This window comes from Amycolatopsis circi (genome assembly GCF_003385235.1).
Classification (GTDB): domain Bacteria; phylum Actinomycetota; class Actinomycetes; order Mycobacteriales; family Pseudonocardiaceae; genus Amycolatopsis; species Amycolatopsis circi.
In genome coordinates, this window is sequence record NZ_PQIA01000026.1 from 21095 (window position 1) to 42261 (window position 21167).

18 protein-coding genes are annotated in these 21167 nt (G+C 66.9%); 10 read left to right on the forward strand and 8 right to left on the reverse strand.

What is annotated here, in order from left to right; translation table 11 throughout:
• Nucleotides 1–156: 156 nt before the first annotated feature.
• Both D0D37_RS14245 and D0D37_RS14250 read right to left on the reverse strand, forming a co-directional pair.
• Complete coding sequence (locus D0D37_RS14245; RefSeq protein WP_116201002.1) at nucleotides 157–816, reverse strand: response regulator; 660 nt, start codon at nucleotides 814–816, stop codon at nucleotides 157–159.
• Nucleotides 813–1919 carry a sensor histidine kinase gene (locus tag D0D37_RS14250; protein ID WP_116201003.1) on the reverse strand — a complete coding sequence of 369 codons (1107 nt, stop codon included), beginning with the start codon at nucleotides 1917–1919 and terminating at the stop codon, nucleotides 813–815. Before D0D37_RS14250 ends, D0D37_RS14245 begins: the two co-directional genes overlap by 4 nt.
• A gap of 212 nt (nucleotides 1920–2131) precedes the next feature.
• On the opposite strand from D0D37_RS14250, the gene D0D37_RS14255 reads away from it, so the two are divergent.
• Both D0D37_RS14255 and D0D37_RS14260 read left to right on the forward strand, forming a co-directional pair.
• On the forward strand, nucleotides 2132–3541 hold the full coding sequence (locus D0D37_RS14255) for an alpha/beta hydrolase family protein (protein WP_244223509.1): 1410 nt from the start codon (nucleotides 2132–2134) through the stop codon (nucleotides 3539–3541).
• Between the two features lie 146 nt (nucleotides 3542–3687).
• Nucleotides 3688–6522, forward strand: a complete 2835-nt coding sequence (locus D0D37_RS14260; RefSeq protein ID WP_116201005.1) for an RICIN domain-containing protein — start codon at nucleotides 3688–3690, stop codon at nucleotides 6520–6522.
• On the opposite strand, the gene D0D37_RS14265 is transcribed toward D0D37_RS14260, so the two are convergent.
• Nucleotides 6519–6974 (reverse strand): MarR family winged helix-turn-helix transcriptional regulator, encoded by a 456-nt coding sequence (locus tag D0D37_RS14265; protein WP_244223510.1) that lies wholly within the window; start codon nucleotides 6972–6974, stop codon nucleotides 6519–6521. The genes D0D37_RS14260 and D0D37_RS14265 overlap by 4 nt on opposite strands.
• Before the next feature lie 83 nt (nucleotides 6975–7057).
• Here D0D37_RS14265 and D0D37_RS14270 point away from each other — a divergent pair, with 83 nt between their 5' ends.
• Both D0D37_RS14270 and D0D37_RS14275 read left to right on the forward strand, forming a co-directional pair.
• Nucleotides 7058–7387, forward strand: coding sequence for a rhodanese-like domain-containing protein (locus D0D37_RS14270; RefSeq protein WP_116201007.1), 330 nt, complete (start codon nucleotides 7058–7060; stop codon nucleotides 7385–7387).
• Between the two features lie 20 nt (nucleotides 7388–7407).
• Nucleotides 7408–7974 (forward strand): YceI family protein, encoded by a 567-nt coding sequence (locus tag D0D37_RS14275; protein ID WP_116201008.1) that lies wholly within the window; start codon nucleotides 7408–7410, stop codon nucleotides 7972–7974.
• A 67-nt stretch (nucleotides 7975–8041) separates the two neighbouring features.
• Here D0D37_RS14275 and D0D37_RS14280 read toward each other — a convergent pair whose 3' ends face one another.
• The 3 genes from D0D37_RS14280 to D0D37_RS14290 all read right to left on the reverse strand — a co-directional run bounded on the left by D0D37_RS14280 (nucleotide 8042) and on the right by D0D37_RS14290 (nucleotide 12750).
• On the reverse strand, nucleotides 8042–10882 hold the full coding sequence (locus tag D0D37_RS14280) for an AfsR/SARP family transcriptional regulator (RefSeq protein WP_116201009.1): 2841 nt from the start codon (nucleotides 10880–10882) through the stop codon (nucleotides 8042–8044).
• 84 nt (nucleotides 10883–10966) lie between these two features.
• The gene (locus tag D0D37_RS14285; RefSeq protein WP_116201010.1) at nucleotides 10967–11518 is read right to left on the reverse strand and encodes a GNAT family N-acetyltransferase; all 552 of its coding nucleotides are present in this window, start codon (nucleotides 11516–11518) and stop codon (nucleotides 10967–10969) included.
• Complete coding sequence (locus tag D0D37_RS14290) at nucleotides 11515–12750, reverse strand: amidohydrolase family protein (RefSeq protein ID WP_116201011.1); 1236 nt, start codon at nucleotides 12748–12750, stop codon at nucleotides 11515–11517. The genes D0D37_RS14285 and D0D37_RS14290 overlap by 4 nt, the downstream gene beginning before the upstream one ends.
• A gap of 80 nt (nucleotides 12751–12830) precedes the next feature.
• Here D0D37_RS14290 and D0D37_RS14295 point away from each other — a divergent pair, with 80 nt between their 5' ends.
• The 6 genes from D0D37_RS14295 (at nucleotide 12831) to D0D37_RS14320 (ending at nucleotide 18140) form a co-directional block, all read left to right on the forward strand.
• The gene (locus D0D37_RS14295) at nucleotides 12831–13274 is read left to right on the forward strand and encodes a MarR family winged helix-turn-helix transcriptional regulator (RefSeq protein WP_116201012.1); all 444 of its coding nucleotides are present in this window, start codon (nucleotides 12831–12833) and stop codon (nucleotides 13272–13274) included.
• Between the two features lie 55 nt (nucleotides 13275–13329).
• Nucleotides 13330–14112, forward strand: a complete 783-nt coding sequence (locus tag D0D37_RS14300) for an IclR family transcriptional regulator (protein ID WP_116201013.1) — start codon at nucleotides 13330–13332, stop codon at nucleotides 14110–14112.
• Nucleotides 14113–14520: 408 nt separating this feature from the next.
• The gene (locus tag D0D37_RS14305; RefSeq protein WP_116201014.1) at nucleotides 14521–15249 is read left to right on the forward strand and encodes a creatininase family protein; all 729 of its coding nucleotides are present in this window, start codon (nucleotides 14521–14523) and stop codon (nucleotides 15247–15249) included.
• A gap of 4 nt (nucleotides 15250–15253) precedes the next feature.
• Nucleotides 15254–16132 carry an amidohydrolase family protein gene (locus D0D37_RS14310; protein ID WP_116201015.1) on the forward strand — a complete coding sequence of 293 codons (879 nt, stop codon included), beginning with the start codon at nucleotides 15254–15256 and terminating at the stop codon, nucleotides 16130–16132.
• A complete protein-coding gene (locus tag D0D37_RS14315) occupies nucleotides 16129–17031 on the forward strand; it encodes a dihydrodipicolinate synthase family protein (protein WP_116201016.1) in 903 nt (300 codons plus the stop codon). The genes D0D37_RS14310 and D0D37_RS14315 overlap by 4 nt, the downstream gene beginning before the upstream one ends.
• Nucleotides 17028–18140 carry a mandelate racemase/muconate lactonizing enzyme family protein gene (locus D0D37_RS14320; RefSeq protein ID WP_167493528.1) on the forward strand — a complete coding sequence of 371 codons (1113 nt, stop codon included), beginning with the start codon at nucleotides 17028–17030 and terminating at the stop codon, nucleotides 18138–18140. Before D0D37_RS14315 ends, D0D37_RS14320 begins: the two co-directional genes overlap by 4 nt.
• Here D0D37_RS14320 and D0D37_RS14325 read toward each other — a convergent pair.
• Nucleotides 18124–19707: a carboxypeptidase-like regulatory domain-containing protein gene (locus D0D37_RS14325; RefSeq protein ID WP_116201017.1), complete on the reverse strand. Its 1584-nt coding sequence runs from the start codon at nucleotides 19705–19707 to the stop codon at nucleotides 18124–18126. The two genes, D0D37_RS14320 and D0D37_RS14325, sit on opposite strands and share 17 nt — an antisense overlap.
• Complete coding sequence (locus D0D37_RS14330) at nucleotides 19704–21056, reverse strand: MFS transporter (protein WP_116201018.1); 1353 nt, start codon at nucleotides 21054–21056, stop codon at nucleotides 19704–19706. The genes D0D37_RS14325 and D0D37_RS14330 overlap by 4 nt, the downstream gene beginning before the upstream one ends.
• Between the last annotated feature and the right edge of the window lie 111 nt (nucleotides 21057–21167).

The following is a 21167-nucleotide window of genomic DNA, read 5'->3' on the forward strand; positions in this document are numbered from 1 at the left end:
TCGAAGCTCGCCTCGACCACCAGCGTGCCGCTGAAGAGTCCCTGGTCAGCCCCGTTCCCATCCTTTGGTAGTCCTGCCGAGGGCACATTACCGGCCGATACTCGAAATCACCTTCAAGGTGCGGGTATCGGCCATTTTCATTTCCGCCGCTCGACGTCACGCCGGGTGGATGAGGCGGCTTTCGTAGGCGAAGATCACCGCCTGGATCCGGTCGCGGAGTTCGAGCTTGTGCAGGATCCGGCCCAGGTGGGACTTCACGGTCGCCTCCGCGAGGTGCAGGGCGGCGGCGATCTCTGCGTTCGAAAGACCGGAGCCGACCTGGACGAGTACCTCGCGCTCGCGGGCGCTGAGTCTGCTCAGGCGCTCGTCGACAGCGGCGTCTGCGTCGGGCAGGTGCGGGCGGAATTTCTCCAGCAGGCGGCCGGTGATCCGCGGGGAGACCACGGCGTTTCCGGCGGCCACGGTGCGGATCGCGGCTAGCAGTTCTTCGGGCCGGGTGTTCTTGAGCAGGAAGCCGGAGGCTCCGGCTTTGAGCCCGGCGAAGGCGTACTCGTCCAGGTCGAAGGTGGTGAGGATCAGGACTCTCGTCCGCGGACAGTCCTGGAGGATCTGCCGGGTCGCCTCGATTCCGTCGGTCCTCGGCATGCGGACGTCCATGAGGACGACGTCGGGACGCAGGTCGGTGGCGAGGCGGATGGCGTCGGCGCCGTCCGTGGCTTCGCCGACCGGTTCGAGGTCCGGCTCGGCGTCCAGAACCATGCTGAATGCCATGCGCAGCAACGCTTCGTCGTCGGCGATCAGGACGCGGATCGTCATGCGGACTCCGCTGAGGCACCGAAGACCAGTCGGGTGTGCACTCGCCAGCCGCCGCCGGGAAGCGGTCCGGCCAGCACCGTTCCCCCGTAGGCGGCCACGCGCTCGCGCATGCCGGTGATTCCGTTGCCAGCACGGGTGATCTGGGCTGCCGACGGGCCGGTGTCAGTGACGTCCACGGTGACGGTCTCGGCGGCGCATTCGATCCGGACCTTCGCGCGGGTTCCGGCTGGGGTGTGTTTGAGAGTGTTGGTCAAGGCTTCCTGGACCAGACGGTAGACGGTCAGTTGCGCGGTCGCGGGGATGTGCGGATAGCGGCCGTCGAGGTCGAGTTCGGTCTGGAGCCCGGCGGCGCACATCTGTCCGGCGAGGGTCTCCAGTTGCGCGATGCCGGGCAGCGGGTGGCGCGCCGCGTCCGGTTCGCCGGTGCGCAGGACTCCGAGCGAACGCCGCATGTCGGTCAGCGCCTGCCTGCCGGTTTCGGAGACCTGGAGCATCGCCGCGGTGGCTTTGTCTGGAGACCGACGCTGCGCGGAGACGGCGGCATCGGTGAGCGCGACCATGACGGACAGGTTGTGGGTGACGATGTCGTGCATCTCCCTGGTGATCCGGGCCCGTTCCTCGGCAACGGCCCGTTCCCGCAGGGCTTCCAGGTAGGCGCGCGCGGTCCGGTTGTTCACCCCGAGGACGGCCGCGGCGACGACCATCGCGGTGAGCGCGGTGAACGGGGTCAGGAACGCACCGTCGCCCGTCCAGCGCAGGCAGGCGAGGACGGCCCCGATCTCCACCACGACGACAGCGACGAAGGTGACGCGCTTGCCCGAATTCGCGGCCACTGTGTAGAGAGCCACCAGCAGTGCGATGTCCGCGGGCAGTTGCACGCCCACCATCCACTGGACTGCCGCTGCGGTCGTCACCGCACCGAACACCGTCAGCGGGGCATGGCGCCGCCACACCAACGGGACCGCGAGCCCGGCGGTGAGCGCGGCGGCCACCGGCAACTCCGCAGGCGCCCACATGGTCAAGACGTGGAGGAGGAGAAGCGCGGGCAGCAGCGAGTCCCACGCTGTCGGCGGCAGCCGGGACGCCCAGCGCCGCTCGGTCATCACCCGGCAAGCGTAGGCCGACGGCCCGCCGCGCACATGAGCCCGGAGTCTGACTGTGGTGAGCCGGATTGCGACCGCAGCAGGAGTCCCGATACCTCCTGTAGTCGTAGTCCGGCCGGTGGTCCGGGGTGCTCGATTGCCACTGGAGACGGCACGGGAATCGCGCCCGGAGAGCGATGTGGCCGCACGGGTCCGGCACCGAATATGGCGACATGAACTTGTCCCCGCTGGAAATCCTGACTTTGCTCGGCGCCGTCGCGCTGGTGGTAGCGCGCTGGCTGCCCGCCGCGGCCCGCCCGCGCGTCACCATCGCGGCCGGGGCGGTGTTCCTGCTGTCCGCTCTCGTGCTTTGCGTGACCGGGATCCGCTGGCAACTGCTGCCGGTGCTGGCCAGCGGTGCGATCGCGGCGCCGTTCGCCTTCTCCCCGCTCGTCCGAAGCCGTACTCGGCGGGCCCGCTGGTGGCTGGCGCTGCCGGGATCGGTGGCCTGCGTCGGCCTGATAGTCACGGCCCCTGTCACGGCGTGGGCCTTTCCCGTCCCCGTCTTCCCGACGCCCTCCGGCAACTTCGCGGTCGGCACCCGAGTGCTGCAGTGGACCGACCCGGACCGCCCGGAAACCTTCACAGCCGACCCGCGAGACCGGCGCACGATCGTCGCCCAGCTCTGGTACCCCGCGCAGAACAGCCCGGCCGGCGCACCGCGTGCCCAGTACCTCGGACGCACAGAAGACGAAGCTCGCACCGTCTCCCAAGCACTCGCCCAGGGAGTCGGCCTGCCGGGCTTCCTGTTCGACGGTGTCCCCCGCGCCCGCACCCACGCGATCCCCGACGCCCCGGTGGCCGCCGAGGGCGGACGATTTCCGATCGTGCTGTTCTCGCCAGGGTCCAGCGGAGTGCGCACCCAGAACACCGCATGGGCGGAGGAAATCGCCAGCCACGGCTACGTAGTCGCAGCGCTGGACCATCCGTACGACTCCGCCGCCGTCGTGCTCGCCGACGGCCGGACGATCACCTCCGCGACCGTTTCCACCGGCGATCGGAACGAGGACGACCGGCTGGCCGACCAATGGACGTCGATCCGCGCCGCCGACCTCAGCTTCGCGCTGACCCGCCTGGAAAGGCTCGATGCCGACCCATTGACCGGACGCCTGGACACCGGCCGGGTCGCCGCGACCGGCCACTCCATGGGCGGTGCCGCCGCCCTGCAGGCAGCCAGGCGGGACCACCGGTTCGACGCCGTCATCGACCTGGACGGCTTCCCTCACGGCCCCCTGTCGCCTGCCCTCGGCCAGCCGACGCTCGCGTTCACCCAGGCCATTACCCCGGCTACCGACCCGCGTTACCCGTCTCAGCTCGCCGAGGTGCTTGCGCGCGGCACGGCGACGAACTACCGGCTCACCATTCCCGGTGCCGCGCACCTCACCTTCACGGACGGCCCCTTGTATCTGCCGCCGGTGCCGTCGATCGTCGGCTCGCTGGGGCGTATCGAGAGCCCGCGGGTGGTCGCTGCTGCCAGTCTGGAGTTTCTGGATTCCGTGCTGCGTAACGGATCTGGCGACTTAGCGGGCGCTTTGTCGAGCCACGGGGAACTTAAGATGTTCCCTCCTGGCAACGGCCGCTGACCGCCTCCGATCACGCCAGCGATGAGATTGCCCGCTGAGCATGACAGAGAGCTGACCCATCAGCTACGACGGATGGCGGTTGTCCCCCGCCCCACCAGCCGGTATTTCTACTTTTACAACGTTGTAACGAGTGGAGGCTGGTCTCCATGCCGCTGAACCGCAGACACTTCGTCGCCGGGGCCGTCGCCACTCTGCTCACCACGGCGTCCGTCGGGACCGCTGACGCCGTGCGCGGCCGGAAGCGCGGCGGTTTCTACACGCCCAACGCCGCCCCGCTCTCCCCCACCGCGTTCCTCAAACTCCCGCCCGGTGCGGTCAAACCGAAGGGCTGGCTCGCCGGTCAACTGCGGCTCCAGCTCGACGGCCTCTGCGGCCACTACCCCGAAACGTCGCACTTCCTCGACTTCGCCACCACCGGCTGGGTCCATCCCGAGCGCGGCGGTTGGGAGGAACTGCCGTACTGGCTGCGCGGGTACGTCGACCTCGCCATCGTGACTGGGGACGGCACCGCGCTGGACTCGGCTCGGCGCTGGATCGACGCGGTCATCGCCACCCAGCAGGCGGACGGCTTCTTCGGCCCGAGCGAACTGCGCACCAGATTCCGGGGCGGGCCGCACTTCTGGCCGTACCTGCCGATGATCCAGGCGTTGCGGTCGTGGCAGGAGTACAGCGGCGACGCGCGAATCGTCCCGCTGTTGACCCGTTTCTTCCGGTACATGAACGCGCAAAGCACCGACGTGTTCGACGCGGACTGGCTGAACATGCGCTGGGGCGACGGCCTCGACAGCGTCTTCTGGCTGTTCAACCGCACCGGCGACGCGTTCCTCCTCGACCTCGCCGACAAGATCCACCGTTACGGGGCCAACTGGGTCGGCAATCTGCCGAGTCTGCACAACGTCAACGTGGCACAGGGATTCCGCGAACCAGCGCAGTACTCGCTGCGTTCCGGCGACGCGAAACTGGTCCAAGCGTCCTATCAGGACTATGACCAGATCATGGCGGCGTACGGACAATTCGCCGGCGGCGGGTTCGCCGGAGACGAGAACGCGCGGCCCGGTTACGGCGATCCGCGGCAGGGCTTCGAAACCTGCGGAATCGTCGAGTTCATGGCGAGCCACGAATTGCTCACCCGGCTCACCGGCGACCCGATCTGGGCCGACCGCTGCGAGGATCTCGCCTTCAACTCCCTGCCCGCCGCACTCGATCCGGCCGGGCGCGCGGTGCACTACATCACCAGTGCGAACAGCATCGATCTCGACAATGTGCCCAAGACCGAAGGCCAGTTCCAGAACGGCTTCGCGATGCAGGCCTATCTGCCCGCCGTTGACCAGTACCGCTGCTGCCCGCACAACTACGGCATGGGCTGGCCGTATTTCACCGAGGAACTCTGGCTGGCCACTCCGGACAACGGACTCGCCGCTTCGATGTACTCGGCGAGCAGCGTCACGGCGAAGGTCGGTGACGGCACCTCGGTGACTATCGATGAGGACACTACCTATCCGTTCTCAGAGACGATCACCTTCACCATCCGGACGCCTAAGCCGCTGAATTTTCCTTGGTATTTCCGCATTCCGGCTTGGTGCACGACTCCACAGCTCACCGTGGCCGGTGCGCCGGTCGCGGTTCCCGCCGGGCGTGCGTATGCGAAAGTCCAGCGCGTATGGCGGAACGGCGAGGTGGTCACCTTGACCCTGCCGCAGCGAACCTCCGTGCGAACCTGGCGCGCGAACCACAATTCCCTTTCGGTCGACCACGGGCCGCTGACGTATTCGCTGCAGATCGGGGAACGATACGAGCAACTCGGCGGTTCCGCGCAGTTCCCGGAGTACGCCGTACACGCGACCACGCCGTGGAACTACGGGTTGGTCGGCGACGCTTCGGCGATGACCTTCGCCGCCACCGGCGGGCCGCTGCCAGACAATCCCTTCACTCCGGACGCCACGCCGGTCCGGATCACCGCTCCGGCGCGGAAAATTGCCGAATGGACCGCGGACGACCAGAATGTCGTGACCCCGCTGCAGCCATCACCAGCACGCAGTACGGCGGACGTCGAGTCGGTCACGCTGATCCCGATGGGCGCGGCGCGGCTGCGGATCACGTCCTTCCCGACCGCCGCACCCGACGGCACTTCATGGCTTCCCGGCGGAGGCGGCGCTGGGTTCCGGATCGTGAACTTGAACTCCGGCAAGGTTCTCGGCGTCGATCTGATGTCCACTGCAGACAGTGCGACAGTGGTGCAGTACACCGATAACGGCACCGCGGACCACGTCTGGCACCTGATCCCGAACGGTGACGGCTGGTATCGGATCCGCAACCACAACTCGGCCAAGGTGCTCGGCGTCGATCAGATGTCCACTGCGGACAGTGCCCAAGTCGTGCAGTACACGGACAACGGAACCGCAGATCACCTCTGGCGGCTCATCGACAACGGCGACGGCTGGTTCCGAGTCGTCAACCGCAACTCCGGCAAGGTCCTCGGCGTGGACCGGATGTCCACAGCGGACAGTGCCCGCGTCGTCCAGTACGCCGACAACGGGACCGCCGACCATCTGTGGCAGCTGGTGCCCGACGGCCAGGTGCGGATCGAGAACCAGAACTCGGCGAAGATCCTGGGCGTCGACCGGATGTCGACTGCCGACAGTGCCCGGGTCGTCCAGTTCGGCGACACCGGCACCGCCGATCACCTGTGGACCTTCGAGGCGGCCGGAGGATGGCTGCGGGTTCGCAACGTCAACTCGGGCAAGGTGCTCGGCGTCGACCAGATGTCCACCGCGGACAGCGCGACAGTGGTGCAGTACGCCGACAACGGCACTCCAGACCACGACTGGCGGCTGCTCGACGACGGAAGCGGCTGGTTCCGGATCGTGAACCGCAACTCCGGCAAGGTGCTCGGAGTGGACGGAATGTCCACTGCGGACAGTGCACAGGTGGTCCAGTTCAGCGACAACGGGACCGCGGACCATCGATGGAGGTTGCGTTAGGCCTGCCGCGAGGTCTTCCCGCTTTCCGCGACCCGCAGCAGCGCCTTCCCGATCACCGCCGCTTCCTCGTCGCTGACGTGCGCCGAGAAATGCCGTTCGATGCTCTGCAGATAAACCGGCGCGGTCTTGCGCAGCGCGCGGATCCCCTCGTCGGTGATCACCGCCCAGCTGACCCGGCGGTCGTCCGGTTCCGGCCGCTTCGTCACCAGCTCGGCGCGCACCATCTCGTCGACCAGCCGGCTCACCCGCGTCCGGCTGAGCACCACCCGGTCGGCGACCTCCGCCATCCGCAGCCCCTTCTTCCCCGCCGCGTTCAGTTCCAGCAGGACGTCGTACCAGGCCAGGGGCACGGTTCCGCCTCGTTGCACGTCGGTCTCGATGGCTCGCACCGCGGCGCTGTGCGCGAGCAGCATCGCCCGCCAGGCCTCCAAGCCAATCTTCGGGTCGCTCACCCGCCCAGTGTAGGTCATTGCGTGCGGGCGCACCTAATGTATAGAGTGCGTGCGTACGCACTTAAATCCTTCGAGGAGGACTGATGGTCGAGCCCATCACGCGGGACGAGGTCAAGCGGCGGATCGACGCCGGATCGGCGATCGTCGTCGAAGCCCTGCCCGCCGACTATTACGCGAAAGCGCACCTGCCCGGCGCGCTCAATCTGCCGGTGGACGACGTCGAGAAGCTCGCCCCCACCCTGTTGCCGCGCAAGGATTCCGCGGTGATCGTCTACTGCGCCGACTCGCCCTGCCAGAACTCGGGCACTGTCGCGAAGCACCTTTCGGAACTCGGATACACCCAGGTATTCGACTACGACGAGGGCAAAGCCGACTGGATCGCGGCCGGACTGCCGACCGAATCCGGCAATTGAGAGCAAAGGACTAAAGCGACATGACAGACGCAACCCGCGTGGTCGCCGGAACGGAACTTCCCGCCGCGGGGACGTGGAAGGTCGATCCCGGGCACGCCGAGGTCGGTTTCGTGGGCAGACATTTCCTGCTCACCAAGGTCCGCGGCCGGTTCACCGGCGTGGACGCCACGGTGGAAATCGGCGAGCGGATCGAGGACACCACAGTGCGCGCGGTCATCGACATGGCCACAGTGGACAGTGGAGATCAGACCCGGGACGACCATCTTCGTTCCGGCGATTTCTTCGACGTGGAACAGCACCCGCGCGCCACGTTCGAATCGGTCTCGGTCACCGCGACCGGCAGCATCGCGACCATGACCGGAAACCTGACCATCAAGGAAGTCTCGCGTCCGGTCACCCTCGCCGTGGAGTATCTCGGGCACGCACGCGATCCGTGGGGAAACGATCGCGCGCTGTTCTCCGCGCGCGGCAAGATCAACCGCGAGGATTGGGGACTGGTCTGGAACATGGTGCTGGAATCGGGCGGCCTTCTCGTGTCGAAGGAAATCGAACTCGTCCTGGAGATCGAGGCGATCCGCTCCTCCTGATCGAGCACCACTGAACCGGCCGGGTCGGCCGCCGTGCCGACCCGGCCGAGCGGGTCAAGTGGGTCGCTCAGTTCGCCTCGGTCAGCACCGCGGCAGCGAGATCGAACTGCTCCCGCGGCGCCGCGTCCTCACCCCGCGCCTGCCGACAAGCACCCAGCCGGTTCCGGACCTCGATCTCCGCCCACGGCGACATCTGGTCGGTCAGCACCCCCAGCGCCCGCAAGTGGTACGAGAGCGCGAGATCCAGACTCCCCAATTCCTGCTCCGCACTGCCAAGCCTCGACAGCGAACTCACCAGCAACAACCGGTCGTCGACCCGCTCGGCCAATTCCACCGCCTCGCGCAGAGGTTCCACTGCTTCCGCAGACCGGCCCAGGTGCAGCCGGACGCTGCCGATGTGGCTGGAAACGCGGCCCAGCATCGCCGGATTTCCGGTCGAGACCGCGACTTCCCGTGATTCGGCGAAACAGGCTAGCGAGAGTTCATAGTTGCCCTGCTTGAAATGCACATACCCAAGCCCGGAAACCGCGCGTTCGACCAGCCAGCTGTCCGCTACTTCGACTGCCAGCGCCCGGGCGTCGCTCAGCACCCGTTCCGCTTCCTCCAGCGGTCCGGCGAGCATCGTGACCATTCCCAGTCCGCACAGCCCTCGCGCCGTTTCGCGCCGATCGCCGGTTTCGCGGCTGATTCGCAGGCCTTCTTCGCACCATTGCCGAGCCTGCGCGGAATCGCCCAGCGCGAGGTGCGCCCAGCCGAGTCCGAAGCGCAGCGCGGTCGCCATCCGCCGGTCCGCCACGTTGTCTACTTCGGACAGTGCGACTTCCAGCAGGGCAACGCATTCGCGATACCGGATGCGCCGCACGAGGTAGTCGACGGCCCCCTCGGCGATCCAGCACGCGTAGTCCGGGTGGCCTGCGGCGACCGCGGACGAGACCACCTCGACCAGGTCGCCTGCCTGGTCCAGCCAGGCTGAAGCGTCGACCAGTCCGGCGAAAGGAGATTCGGTCGGTACCGGACCGCTGGGGAAACCGGGTTCGCCCCATTCGCTCGCGGCGCGGCAAGCGTGCAGATACACCCCGAGTCCGCTGGCGACGTCGGGTTCATCGGCGGCGAGTCGGCGCGCATAAACCGCGACCAGGTCGTGCATCCGGTACCGGCCCGCAGCGGGTGCCTGCACCAGGTTCGCGTCGACCAGATCTTCGAGTACGGTTTCCGCCGCGCGCCGGGAACAACCGAGCATCGCGGCGAGGACCAGTTCGTCGAACTCGGGTGCAGGTGCGCGGCCTAGCGTACGGAAAGCACGTTGCGTGTCAACCGGAAGCTGGTCGTACGAGAGCCGGAATGCGGCCTCGACGCTGCGTTCCTCTGCGGTCAGTTCGCCGAGGCGGCTGGTGTCGTCGGCGAGCCGGTCCGCCAGGTCGCGGAAAGTCCACATCGGACGGTTCTGCAGCCGGGCTCCCGCGATGCGCAGGGCGAGCGGAAGCCGTCCGCACAGGCTGGCCAGTTCGCGCACGGCGTCGCGTTCCCGACCCGCGCGCGCCCCGCCGACGATCCGGCTCAACAGGCCAGCAGCGGCGTCGGAAGTCAACGGTCCCAGGGAAATCCGGCGTTCAACGTCCAAACCGGGCAGTCGGCGACGGCTGGTGATCAGCACGCGGTTTCCGGTCCCGCCGGGCAGCAGCGGGCGGACCTGTTCGGCGCTGACGGCGTCGTCCAGCACCAGCACCAGGCGCAGCGGGGCGGTGGCGGCGCGCCAGTTCGCGGACAGTTCGTCCAAGTCGTCTGGAATGTTCTGATCGTTGACGCCCGCCGATCGCAGCAACCGGCGCACCACCCGCACCGGAGCGAGCGGGGCCCGGCTGGTGCTGTGCCCGTGCAGGCCGACGAACAGGCAGCCGTCGGGATGTTCCTCACGCAGCAACTGGGCCGCACGCACCGCCAGCGCCGTCTTTCCGGACCCCGGCACCCCGTCGACCGCCGACACCGCGCTGCCCGGCGCGGCGAGCCGGGCCAGCTCGGCGTCGCGACCAGCCAGCTCTCCGACGTCGTGCGGCAGCTCGTCCCGGATCCGGGGCGGTGCGGGAGGCCGTGCTGCGACGCCGAGCGCGCCATCATCACCGCGCAGCACCGCGTCGTGCACGCGACGCAGGTCTTCGCCGGGTTCGAGCCCCAGCTCGTCGAGCATCCGGCCGCGGAACTCGCGCCAGGTGTCGAGCGCGTCGGTCTGTCGGCCGGCGCCGTAGAAGGCCCGCATGAGCAGCCCGGTCAGCGGTTCGCGGTCCGGATGCTCGGCGAGCTGAGCCGACACCTCGCTGATCGCCGATTCGTAGTCCCCCAGCCGGATCAGCGCGTCCGTCCGGCCTTCGACCAGCCCGATCCGGCGTTCGACAAACCGGCGCCGCTCCCGTTCGGCGAACGGACCGGGCAGTCCGGCCAGCGGAACACCCTCGTAGAAGGCCAGCGCCTGGCCGTATCCGTCCGCCGCCGCGGCGAGCCCACCGGCCGCGGCGGCTTTCTTGGCACGAGCGGCGATTTCCTCGACCCGCACGGCGTCGATGCCCACGCCTGCCGCGGAGAACCGGTATCCGCCTGGATCGGTCCGCAGCACGGATTTCGCGTCCGCACCGGCCGCCGCCAGAGATTTCCGCAGCTGATAGACATAGCCGGGCACGCCGTCGCTCTCCGGCGGATGCTCGCCCCACACCCGGTCGACCAGCTCGGCCCGGCTGACCGTGACGTCCGGCCGCAGGAGCAGCGCGACCAGCATCGTCGTCCGCAGCACCGGCCCGAGTTCCAGCGGCTGCCCGCCGTACCAGCCGCGGACCGGTCCGAGCACGGCGAACTCCAGCCGGGACCCGGGCTCGCGTTCCGCCCCTCCCCGGCCGGCTCGCGCGGCGCCCGATGACATGCCCGGAGTTTAAGGCAGCTCTTTCCGAGGCCACGCGGATACGTCCGGTTTTCCTCGCCTCAGTAAGCCGCGGGCACTCGGCGGTTACGCCTTGGCAGCCCACTCGTCCCGGGTCAGTTCGTACTCGACCTCGCCGTGTTCGGTTCCCGGCAACGGGTCGTCGAAGTGGAGATGGAACGTGCGGACGTAAGTCAGCCCAGACCGTTCCATCACCCGGCGCGACGGGGTGTTCACCGCCATCGTCTGCGCCCACACCCGTCGCGTGCCCAGTTCGGTGAATCCTTTGTGGATCGCCGCCCGGGAGCCTTCCGTCGCGTAGCCCCGGCCCCAGGCTTTCGCCATCAACCGGTAGCCCAGTTCCAGCTCCGTGGTGCTGCCGTCTTCCGGCGGGTCCAGCGAAATCCAGCCGATGAACTCGCCGGTCTCCCGTTCGATCGCCGCCCACCGCCCGGCGGGGCCGCGCTCGTAGCCGCCGAGGATGGCGGGGAGCACCTTCTGCTCGATCTCCGCACGAGGCGTCGGCTCGCCGGTCAGGAACCGCATCACCTGCGGGTCGCTGTCGAGCTGGACCAGATTCTCGACGTCGGCTTCGGTGAATCGCCGCAGCAGCAACCGATCCGTCTCCAGGAACTTCACTGGACCACCAGTCCGGCCGCCTCCGCGATGCGGTCGCGCGATTCCAGCAACTGGGTCCGTAGCTTCGGCAGATCGACCCCCAGCAACCGGCCGTCCCGCTTGACCGCCCTTCCCCCGACGAAAACGCTGTCCACCAGTCCTGGATGCCCAGCGGTGACCACTGTGGACACAGGATCGTTGACCGGAAACACCGACAAGTCCTCCGCGTCGATGAGCACTAGATCCGCATCCTTCCCGACGCTGATGCTTCCTGCCCGGTCGTCTCGTCCACAGGTCCGAGCACCGTCCACAGTGGCGAACTCGAGCAGATCGCGCGCGACGAGACTGCCGTCAAGACCGCGCTGCGCAGCGAACGCCGTGCGCATAGCCGAAAACATGTCACCCCCAACTGATGGACAATCGTCAATCGACAACGACGGCCGGATCCCGGCAGCCAGCAGACGTCCGGTTTCCGGCCACCCGAACCCCATCTTCAGCTCGACATCCGGGCTGATCGTCACCGAACAGCCCGCGTCCCCGAGGATCGCAAGCTGTTCGTCGGTGAGACCGTTGCCGTGAACAATCGTCGTCCGGTCGTCAAGCAGGTTTCGCTCGTGCATCTCGGGAATCGATTCGCAAACCGAGCGGTGGATGTGCACACTCACCCGGAGTCCGAGTTCCCGCGCCAACGCGACATCGGCAGCTGTCGTGTCCATTGTGGTCAAGATCGGGCCGCGCAGCCCGAACGCCATTTCGTCGCCCGGCAGCCGTTTCCGCACGCGGGCGGCGTCCGCTGGTTCCATTGCGCTGTAACAGAAGATCGACCTTCCGGCAGCCTCGTCGAGGGCATCAATCGCCGCGTCCGCGCTCTCCGGAAGATCGGAGCAGTGGAACCAGTCAAGCATGGTCGTCACGCCCGAGTTGAGCGCTTCGAGCCGTCCCAGCAGGTTGCCGATGTACACGTCCTCCGGCCGGTAGTGCGGCCTCAGCTTCGCGTGCATGGCGTCGCGGTACTCAGCGAACGTCCAGTCCGCGCCGATCCCCCGGAACGCGGTCTGCCAGGTGTGCCGGTGGGTGTCGACGAACCCCGGCAGCACGATCTTGCCCGTCGCGTCCACGATCTCGGCTTCGGCTCGGATCGCGGGCCCCACCGCCGCGATCCGCCCGTCCTCGATCAGGACGTCGCCGCGCGGGAGATCTCCCACCGCCGGGTCGAGACTGATCACGGTTCCGTTCTGGAGCAACGTCCGCATGAACCCTCCCCAAAGTTGATGCATCAACTCTAGGACTGTCGCAGTTGATGAGTCAACTCACCGAGGTACGCTCCCTGCCCATGACGCCCGACGATTGGGAGCTGTGGAACGCCTGGGTGCGCGCTCAACGCCTGCTCACCCGCGAACTCGACCGCGGACTGCAACGTGCCTGCGGCATCTCGAAGGCCGAGTTCAGCGTTCTCGTGACCCTTTGGCGCACCACTGGCCACGAAGCGCGCGTCGCCGACCTGGTCGAGTCCCTCGGCTGGGAGAAAAGCCGCGTCTCGCACCAGCTGACCAGGATGGAGTCGCGCGACCTGGTCACGCCGACCCGCAGCGGCCCCAGCGGACGCCGCACTGGAATCAGCCTGACCTCCCATGGCCGTTCGGTCATTCAGGAGGCCTTGGCGGTCCACGGCGACAACATTCGCCGCCACTTCCTGGAGACGCTGTCTCCCTCGCAGACTGAAGCCATTCGGTCTTGGGCAGCACAGACGATCGAGCGTATCGAGCCAGGCGGTTGACCGGACGCTACCGTGTTCCGAAGATGACTACAGGTATCCGAAAGGTTGGTGCCGGATGAGCGACGCATCGGGCAAAGCAGCGTCGCCGGCCGCGGACCGGACGCTGACGGTGTTGGAAGCACTCGTACGGGCCGAGGAACCGCTGACGCTGACGGCACTCGCGAAGGCCGCCGGGGTGCCGCTCGCCACCTGCGCGTCTATCGCCTACACGCTGGAGCAGCGGGGTTACGCCGTGCGCCGGGTAGTCGGCCGAAGCCACTTCTGGCGGCCGACCCTGCGTCTTTACGGCCTGGCCATCGAGTTGGTCCGGAAGGTCGACCTGCCGTCCCTGGTCCAGGCTGATTTGCGGCGGCTTGCGGAAAGCCTTGGGATGCCTGCGCATGTCGGAATCCTGGAGGACGCCTCGGTGGTTTATGTCGCTAAGGCTTCCACGCCTGGGTTTGTTCAGTTCGATACTTATCGGGGGAAGGTCGCGCCGTTCGACTTGACCGCGTTGGGGCGGGCGATCGCTGCGCATCTTTCGGAGGCCGAACTGAAGCCGTTGCTGTCGCGGCTTTCGCGTGGAGTGGGGCCGAAGGCTGCTGCTCCCGATGCGGGGCAGTTTCTGGCGTTGTTGGCGAAGGTGCGGGCGGATGGGTATGCGATTGAGAGCGAGGAGGAGCAGGCTGAGATCGCTTGCCTTGCCGCGCCGTTCTTCGATGCCGAGGGCGCTGTCGCCGGGGCAGTTGGGGTGACGGGGTTTGCGCGGCAGTTGGTTGGGGAGAAGCGGAAGGCCGCGGTGCGGGGTGTGGTGCAGGTTGGACAGGAGGTCTCGCGGCGGCTGGGGTTTGTGTTGTGAATATCCCGAGACCTAGCCAGACACCATCTCGCTATTTTTCAGCGCCACATTGCCGAGCGGCCTTCGCTATTCACCGGTGAGACTGAAATTTCAGCGATCCGGCTGTCATCGTTGCCTCTGTCTTTTTCGCCGCTGATGCGACCGCGCACGGCGTCGTGTATCTCGCGGTCGACGTCACCCGGCCTGCCAACGGTACGGAGCCCGCGCTGCGGGTGCTGAAGGATCCAACCGACCGGTAAACCTCCCCCGCACCCCCGCTGCCCGGCCGGGTCCGACCTCTGGCCGGGCTTCCTCTTGCCTCCTCGCCAACGGCATTGCTTCTCCTGCCTCGATCGACTATCTTCCTGAATAAGGAAGATTTCTACGAAATACCGGAAGATAGGCCAACCGGAGTATCGGGGAGACGTCGTGGGCGCACTCTTGCGCTGGGCGGAGGCCGACCGCGCCGCGGTGCGCGGGGTGCTTTCCGAGGCGCTCGTCTTGGTGCCCATCGGCGCGACCGAGCAGCATGGGCCGCATTTGCCTACTGGCACTGACGCGTTTCTCGCGGCTGCCGTGTGCGAGCGGGCGGCTGAGGTGGCGGCACCGCGGGCCGAGCGGGCGTTGTTGCTTGCGCCGGCGATTCCGTACGGGGCTTCTGATCATCATCTTCCCTTCAACGGCACGCTTTCCCTTTCCACGCAGACCTTGTTGCACGTGTTGGACGATTTGGCGCGATCGATCGCGGTTCAGGGCGGGAAGCGACTGGTTGTGGTCAACGGGCACGGGGGCAACGTCGGCGTCTGCCACGCGTTCGCGGGGGCTGCGTCGACCCGGCATGGGCTTGCGGTGGCGCATACTGACTATTGGCGGGTCCTTGCGCCGGAGGACATCGTGCCTGGGCATGCTGGCCAGTTCGAGACCTCGATGATGCTGGCGGTTCGCGGGGAATTGGTTCAGGAGACGGCGGCTCGGAAGCAGCCCAAGCAGGTCGCCAGGGTGTCTGATGTGGACATTCATTCCGAAAAGGTCTGGCGGGACATCGACGGGTATACCGATCGGCCCGAGTTAGCTACGGAGGGCCAGGGCGACCAGTGGTTCGAGAGGATCACCAACGGGCTCGCGGACCGGTTTGTCGCGCTGGCGAAGGTGTTGTGAAGCCATGATCGTGGACGTGCACACTCACACTCCAACCCACCGAGCCACGGTGCCGGAGGATGAGCGGCGCGTTTACGAGGGGTGGCGTACCGACCGGGCTGTGGTTACCACGAATTCTTGGGACGACTACGACAAAGCCACTGAGGCTGCCGATCTGTCCATAGTGTTCAACATCGCGGTCGAGAAGCCGGAGGAAGCCACGGGGCTGCCGTATCGGTCGGAGGACACCAATACTGCCACTGCGGCGTTCATGGCGAACGACCCCGAACGGCGGATTGGGTTTATGTCGGTGAATCCGACTGCGCCTGAGGTGTTCGAAGAAGCCGATCGGTGTCGTGAACTCGGGCTGGTCGGGGTGAAGCTCGGGCCGAACTATCAGAACTTCGATCCGCTGTCGCAGGCGGCGTTGGACTTTTATGGGTACTGCGAGCGGCACCGGTTGCCGATCTTGTTTCATCAGGGAGCGTCGCCGATTCGGCAGGCACCGTTGCGGTACACGTATCCGCTGGTCACGGACGAGGTCGCGTTGCAGTTCCCGGAACTTCGGATCGTCATGGCGCACATGGGGCATCCGTGGGGGCGCGAGACTGTGGTGACCATCCGCAAGCATCCGCACGTGTACGCCGACGTCTCCTCGATCTACCTCCGGCCTTGGGTCTGTTACGAATCCCTGCTCGCGGCGCAGGAGTGGGGCGTGCCGCACAAGCTGTTGCTCGGTTCGGACTTTCCGATCGCCACGACCGCGGAGGCGATCGCGGGGATCCGCCGGGTCAACGACATCGTCGCGGGTACCGCGTTGCCGAAGATTTCCGATGAGCTGATCGAGGGAGTCATTCACGCGGACGCGGTCGGTGCGCTTGGCCTGGAGAGGAAACCCCGATGACGCCGATCCGCGGGGTTTCTCCCGTTCTCGAAGTGCCTTTTACTGACGACGGCGAGATCGATGTTGCCGGATTTCGGCGAGTGGTTCGGCATGTGCTCGGGACCGGGGTCGGCAGTGTGATGTTCCCGGGGTTCGCGTCGGAGTTCTACAAGCTGACCGAGGACGAACGGCACACGCTCACTGAGGTGTTGCTGGCGGAGACCGCGCCGCGGGCGGATGTTCTGGCCATTGTCGCGGTTCAGGATCACGCGACCCGGCTTGCGGTGAAGCGGGCTGCTGACGCGGTGGCGGCGGGGGCTGATTTGATCAATCTTCTGCCGCCGCATTATTTGCAACCTTCCCGAAAGGCGCTGGTCAAGCATATTCGCGAGGTGCTTGACGCGGTGACGCCGACTCCGGTGGTGTTGCAGTACGCGCCTGCCGAGACCGGTACCAGTCTTGACGCGGACGTGCTGCGCGAGATCGCGGCCAAGCACGCCAATCTGCGGCTGGTCAAGGTCGAGTCCAGTCCGCCGGGGCCGTTGATCGCCGAGCTGGCCGCCGGGGATCCGCCGATTCCGGCGGTCGAGGGGTACGCGGGGGTGCAGTTGCCGGACGCGATCCGGCGCGGGGCGGTCGGGACGCAGCCGGGGTGCTCGTTCACCGAGATCTACGTGGAGATCTGGCGGCGCTTCGAGAACGGCGACGACGTGGGCGGCGAGGAGTTGCACCGCAGGCTGCTGCCGTACATCTCCTACTGGATGCTCGACACCGAGCGGATTATCGCGACGGAGAAGCTGATTTCGGTACGCCGGGGGCTGTTCGCCAGCCCGTACTGTCGCGCGCCCGCGCATCAGCTGGACGCCGAGGACATCCGGATGATCGACCGGTTTCTCGTCGAATTCGGCGAGTTTCTGTGAATACGGTCGAAGACATCGAGATCACCGCGATCAGTCCGGTCGTCCGGCCGGAACTGGTCGTCGCCGGGGCGCGGGGGACGCATAGCCGTTCCGACTTCTTGCTGGTCCGAGTGACCACTTCGGACGGTACGACCGGGCTTGGCGAGGTCAGCGCGACGCTTCAGTGGAGCGGCGAAGACGCTGGTACTGCGGGATATCTGATCAAGCAGGCCCTTGCTCCGGCGGTCCTTGGCCAGCCGCTCATCCCAGTCGCCGATCTTGAGCGGCGCATGGACTACGCGGCGGCCGGTGCGCCGTTCACCAAAGCGGGGGTCTCGACGGCGTTATGGGATGCGTACGCCCGCACGCTCGGGGTCCCGCTCGCGGTAGCACTCGGGGGTCCATTAAGGACCGAGGTGCCGGTGAAGTGCTCGCTCAGCGGCAGCGGGCAACGGCTCCGTGAGGTCTACCAGGCCGCCTTCGAAGCGGGGTTTCGCAGCTATAAGCTGAAAATTGGCTTCGATCCCGAGGATGACGCACGTCGTCTTAAAGAGGCGCGAAAGCTCGTCGGGACGGACACGTTTCTCGGCCTCGACGCGAACGGCGGCTACCGACCTGCCGACGCAGCGAGGGCGATCGAGCTGATGCGCGACCAAGACCCGGCGTTTCTCGAGCAGCCGGTAGCACCCGGGGATCTCGCCGGGATGCGATCGCTGCGCGGACGTGGATTGTCCATTGTGGCCGATGAGAGCGTGTTCGGCACTGACGATCTCGTGTCCGTGCTCCGGGCGGAAGCGGCGGACGCGGTCAGCTTGTATATCGGCAAAGCGGGCGGACCGGGCCGAGTGGTGTCGATGGCGCACCTCGCGAACGCGTTCGGGCTGGACGTCGTGCTCGGGTCCAATGGGGAGATGGGCATCGGCGCGGCGGCCCAGCTGCACGCCGCGTGTGCGGCTCCTGGGCTGTCGGCCCGGATCCCGTCGGACATCATCGGTGCGCACTACTACGAGCGCGACATCCTCAAGACGCCGTTGCACAGCGATGGTCAACACGTCCGCCTCGGCGACGCACCTGGCCTCGGTGTCGAGGTGGCCGACGACATCGCCGCTGGGTTTACGAGCGTCCGGTGAAGCGGTCGAGCACGTTCGCCGTCACTGCGGAGACGCCGTCGTCTACGAGCACCGCGGACGTCCACGTGATCGATCCGACCGAGAACACCTCGCCCCCGCTGGCCGTGGAGTAACAAGCGATCTCGCCGCCGCCGTCGCCGGGGTTCAGGCCGCGCGCGAGGACGTGGGTCCCTTGTGGACTGTGCTGACCGGTCTTGTCGGTTTCGTGGCCGGATGCGCCGCCTGGGCATCGTTCGTGCAGACTCCGGACGCCGAACAGGTCGCCCTTGTCCAGTCCGGTGCCGCGGAAAGCCCAGTGGCCGGGATCGATGACCTCGTACGGTGCGCCGGTCATCGCGCCCGCGCTGGTGAAGACCACGCCGAACAGCTCCGACGTCGGGCGGAACGTGCGGTGCATCCGGCTCTCGTACGGGCCGGTCTCGACAGCTTGGGTACGGAAGCGCAGGGCGGCAGAGTCGAAGGCCACTTCGCAGTCAGCGACATTGCCGCCGAAGTTGGCCAGCTTTCCGCCGCGGTCGTGCACCCAGGAATAGACCGCGGAGTACATCTCGCGGGACCAATACTCCGGATGTGTGCTCAGGACCAGTGCCTGGTAGCTGTCCAGCGACAGAGTGCCGTCGTGCAGGTGTGCGTCGGAGTAGAGGTCGTATTCGTAGCCGTTGCGTTCCATCCAGCTGAGTAGTCGCCACTCCGCGGCGGCCAGGTGACACGGTTGCCTGCCGCGGATCGGGTCGTCCGGCTGAGCTTCGGCGCTGATCTGATTCAGCGGTTCCGGGCGTTCGAAGGACAGCGGCGGGTACGCGTCATCGGGCAGGGCGTGTTCGCTGAAGCTTGATTCGAGGTAGCGCGGCATTTCTAAGCGGGGCACCAAAACTGGCGCGGACGGCAGACCCGAGGCGTTGATGTAGTTGCTGCGGCCGCCGAAATTGTTGTAGGCGTTCCAGGTGTTCGTGGAAGCGACTACGGCGATCGGTGCGGTCGGCTGGCGCGGTGCGACCACCCAGGGGAAGGAGAATCTGGCACCGGATTCGCCTTCGACGTGGAAGTAGTACAGGCCGCTGCGCTCCGGAGCTGTGACGTACTGGCGGTGCGACGGATCGACATAGCCTTTTTCGTTGAACCGCACGCCGGTTTGCGTGTAGTCGCCGTCCGGGGTCACCTGCACGGTGGCTCGTGGCGCGTGTTCGTCGAACCAGCCGATCAGCGCTGTCTCCTCGGCCACCGCGCCATGTCGCCACAGGCTCAGCCGGTACGGCTCTGGGCTGTGGATCCGGAACTCGCCCTCGTCGCCGCTCCGGACCCACTTTGGCCAGATATAGCCGAAAATCTGGTCGGACAGCAAGCGGAATTGGTGCGGCTTGCCGGACCCGAGTACGAGGTCGACGTGTTTGGCGCCGTAGCCGTCCTTGGCGAGGGTGACGCGGTAGTCGCCGGGCGGAACGTCGGCGTGGATCGCGCCGGTGGCGGTGGACCGGGCGGTCCAGTGCGAATCGTGGTCGCTGATCTCGACGGTCGCGTCGGGCAAGGCGAGATAGCGTTCGTCGCTGACATACCCGAGCAAGGTCATACCGTCGCGGCTTTCGGTTCACCAGCTGGCTCCGGCAGCGGCTGTCCGGCGCGTTCGGGCAACATCAGCATCGCGACCGCGCTCAGCACGCAGCCGGCGATGACGTAGATCCCGACGCCCCACACCGCACCGGTCGCGCCGACCAGCAACGCGCTGAGGTACGGCGCGAATCCGCCGCCGAGCACCGCGGTGAGTTGATATCCCAGGTTGACGCCGGTGACGCGCGAGCGGGTGTCGAACAGTTCGGACAGAATCGTCTGGGACAGCGCGGACATCGCCATCACGAACACCGAGAAGCCCAGCACCATCGCGACCGCCACGAGGACCGGGTTCTTCGTTTCGAACAACCAGAACACCGGGAAGATCACCACGGCGAGCCCGACGCAGCCGCCCAGGAACACCGGTTTCCGGCCGATCCGGTCGGACAGCGCGCCCCAGGTCGGTGCGAGAATGATCTGTGCCCCGGCGGCGACCATGGTGGCGGTGAGCGCCACCGAAGCGGGCATTCCTAGATCTTTTTTGACGTACGACGCGCCGTACGTGGTGATGACGTAGCCGCCGATGCTGTTGGCGAAACCGAACAGAACGCCGTAGATCAAATTGCGCGGACGGCGCAGTACGGCAAGCAAGGGAATGCGCTCGCCGACGTCCTTTTCACGGGCGCGTTCGAAGTCCGGCGTTTCGCCTACTCGCAGCCGGATGATCAAACCCGCGACCAGCAGCACGAAACTCAGCAGGAACGGGATCCGCCAGCCCCAGGCCAGGAAATCCCGATCGGGAAGCGTCGCGAACAACGCCATCAAGCCGGAGGAAATGAGCAGCGCGACACCGGCTCCGGAAAGGAGCAAGGCACCGTAGAGACCGCGTTTGCGCGGCGGGGCGTGCTCGACGGCCAGCGAGATCGCGCCGCCCATTTCGCCGCCGGTCGAAAAGCCCTGCAGCAACCGCAGGATGACGAGCAGAATCGGGGCCGCGACGCCGATCTGGCGGTATCCGGGCAGCACGCCGATGAGAATCGTGGCGATCCCCATCAGCACGATGGTGAGGATCAAGGCCTTCTTGCGGCCGAACCGGTCCGCGAGATGGCCGATCACGATGCCGCCGACCGGGCGCAGCACAAACCCGACGGCGAAGGTGGCGAACGCCGACAGCTGCCCGGTGAGCGGGTCCGCGGACGGGAAGAACACGGCCGGGAACACGACCGCGGCGGCTAGGCCGAACAGGTAATAGTCGTAGTACTCGAGCAGCGTGCCGATACTGGAAGCCAGCACCGCGGACCGGCGGGCCGATCGCGCCGGGGCCGAGCCTGCCGAGTCGGAGCTGTCCGAGTGAGAGCTGTCTGCGCCCATGACGCCCGCACCTCCTGATCCGATAGTGGACCAAGGCCGGTCGACCTCGACCCGACAACCCCCGAATCACGTATTTCCGAGATACCGTAGATACGTCTTCTATTTCGGAAA

What these genes read in the sequence shown, in the direction of transcription:
- D0D37_RS14245 (WP_116201002.1), bottom strand. Translation starts at nt 816, where the DNA reads ATGACGATCCGCGTCCTGATCGCCGACGACGAAGCGTTGCTGCGCATG.
- D0D37_RS14250 (WP_116201003.1), bottom strand. Translation starts at nt 1,919, where the DNA reads ATGACCGAGCGGCGCTGGGCGTCCCGGCTGCCGCCGACAGCGTGGGAC.
- D0D37_RS14255 (WP_244223509.1), top strand. Translation starts at nt 2,132, where the DNA reads ATGAACTTGTCCCCGCTGGAAATCCTGACTTTGCTCGGCGCCGTCGCG.
- D0D37_RS14260 (WP_116201005.1), top strand. Translation starts at nt 3,688, where the DNA reads ATGCCGCTGAACCGCAGACACTTCGTCGCCGGGGCCGTCGCCACTCTG.
- D0D37_RS14270 (WP_116201007.1), top strand. Translation starts at nt 7,058, where the DNA reads ATGGTCGAGCCCATCACGCGGGACGAGGTCAAGCGGCGGATCGACGCC.
- D0D37_RS14275 (WP_116201008.1), top strand. Translation starts at nt 7,408, where the DNA reads ATGACAGACGCAACCCGCGTGGTCGCCGGAACGGAACTTCCCGCCGCG.
- D0D37_RS14280 (WP_116201009.1), bottom strand. Translation starts at nt 10,882, where the DNA reads ATGTCATCGGGCGCCGCGCGAGCCGGCCGGGGAGGGGCGGAACGCGAG.
- D0D37_RS14290 (WP_116201011.1), bottom strand. Translation starts at nt 12,750, where the DNA reads ATGCGGACGTTGCTCCAGAACGGAACCGTGATCAGTCTCGACCCGGCG.
- D0D37_RS14295 (WP_116201012.1), top strand. Translation starts at nt 12,831, where the DNA reads ATGACGCCCGACGATTGGGAGCTGTGGAACGCCTGGGTGCGCGCTCAA.
- D0D37_RS14300 (WP_116201013.1), top strand. Translation starts at nt 13,330, where the DNA reads ATGAGCGACGCATCGGGCAAAGCAGCGTCGCCGGCCGCGGACCGGACG.
- D0D37_RS14310 (WP_116201015.1), top strand. Translation starts at nt 15,254, where the DNA reads ATGATCGTGGACGTGCACACTCACACTCCAACCCACCGAGCCACGGTG.
- D0D37_RS14315 (WP_116201016.1), top strand. Translation starts at nt 16,129, where the DNA reads ATGACGCCGATCCGCGGGGTTTCTCCCGTTCTCGAAGTGCCTTTTACT.
- D0D37_RS14325 (WP_116201017.1), bottom strand. Translation starts at nt 19,707, where the DNA reads ATGACCTTGCTCGGGTATGTCAGCGACGAACGCTATCTCGCCTTGCCC.
- D0D37_RS14330 (WP_116201018.1), bottom strand. Translation starts at nt 21,056, where the DNA reads ATGGGCGCAGACAGCTCTCACTCGGACAGCTCCGACTCGGCAGGCTCG.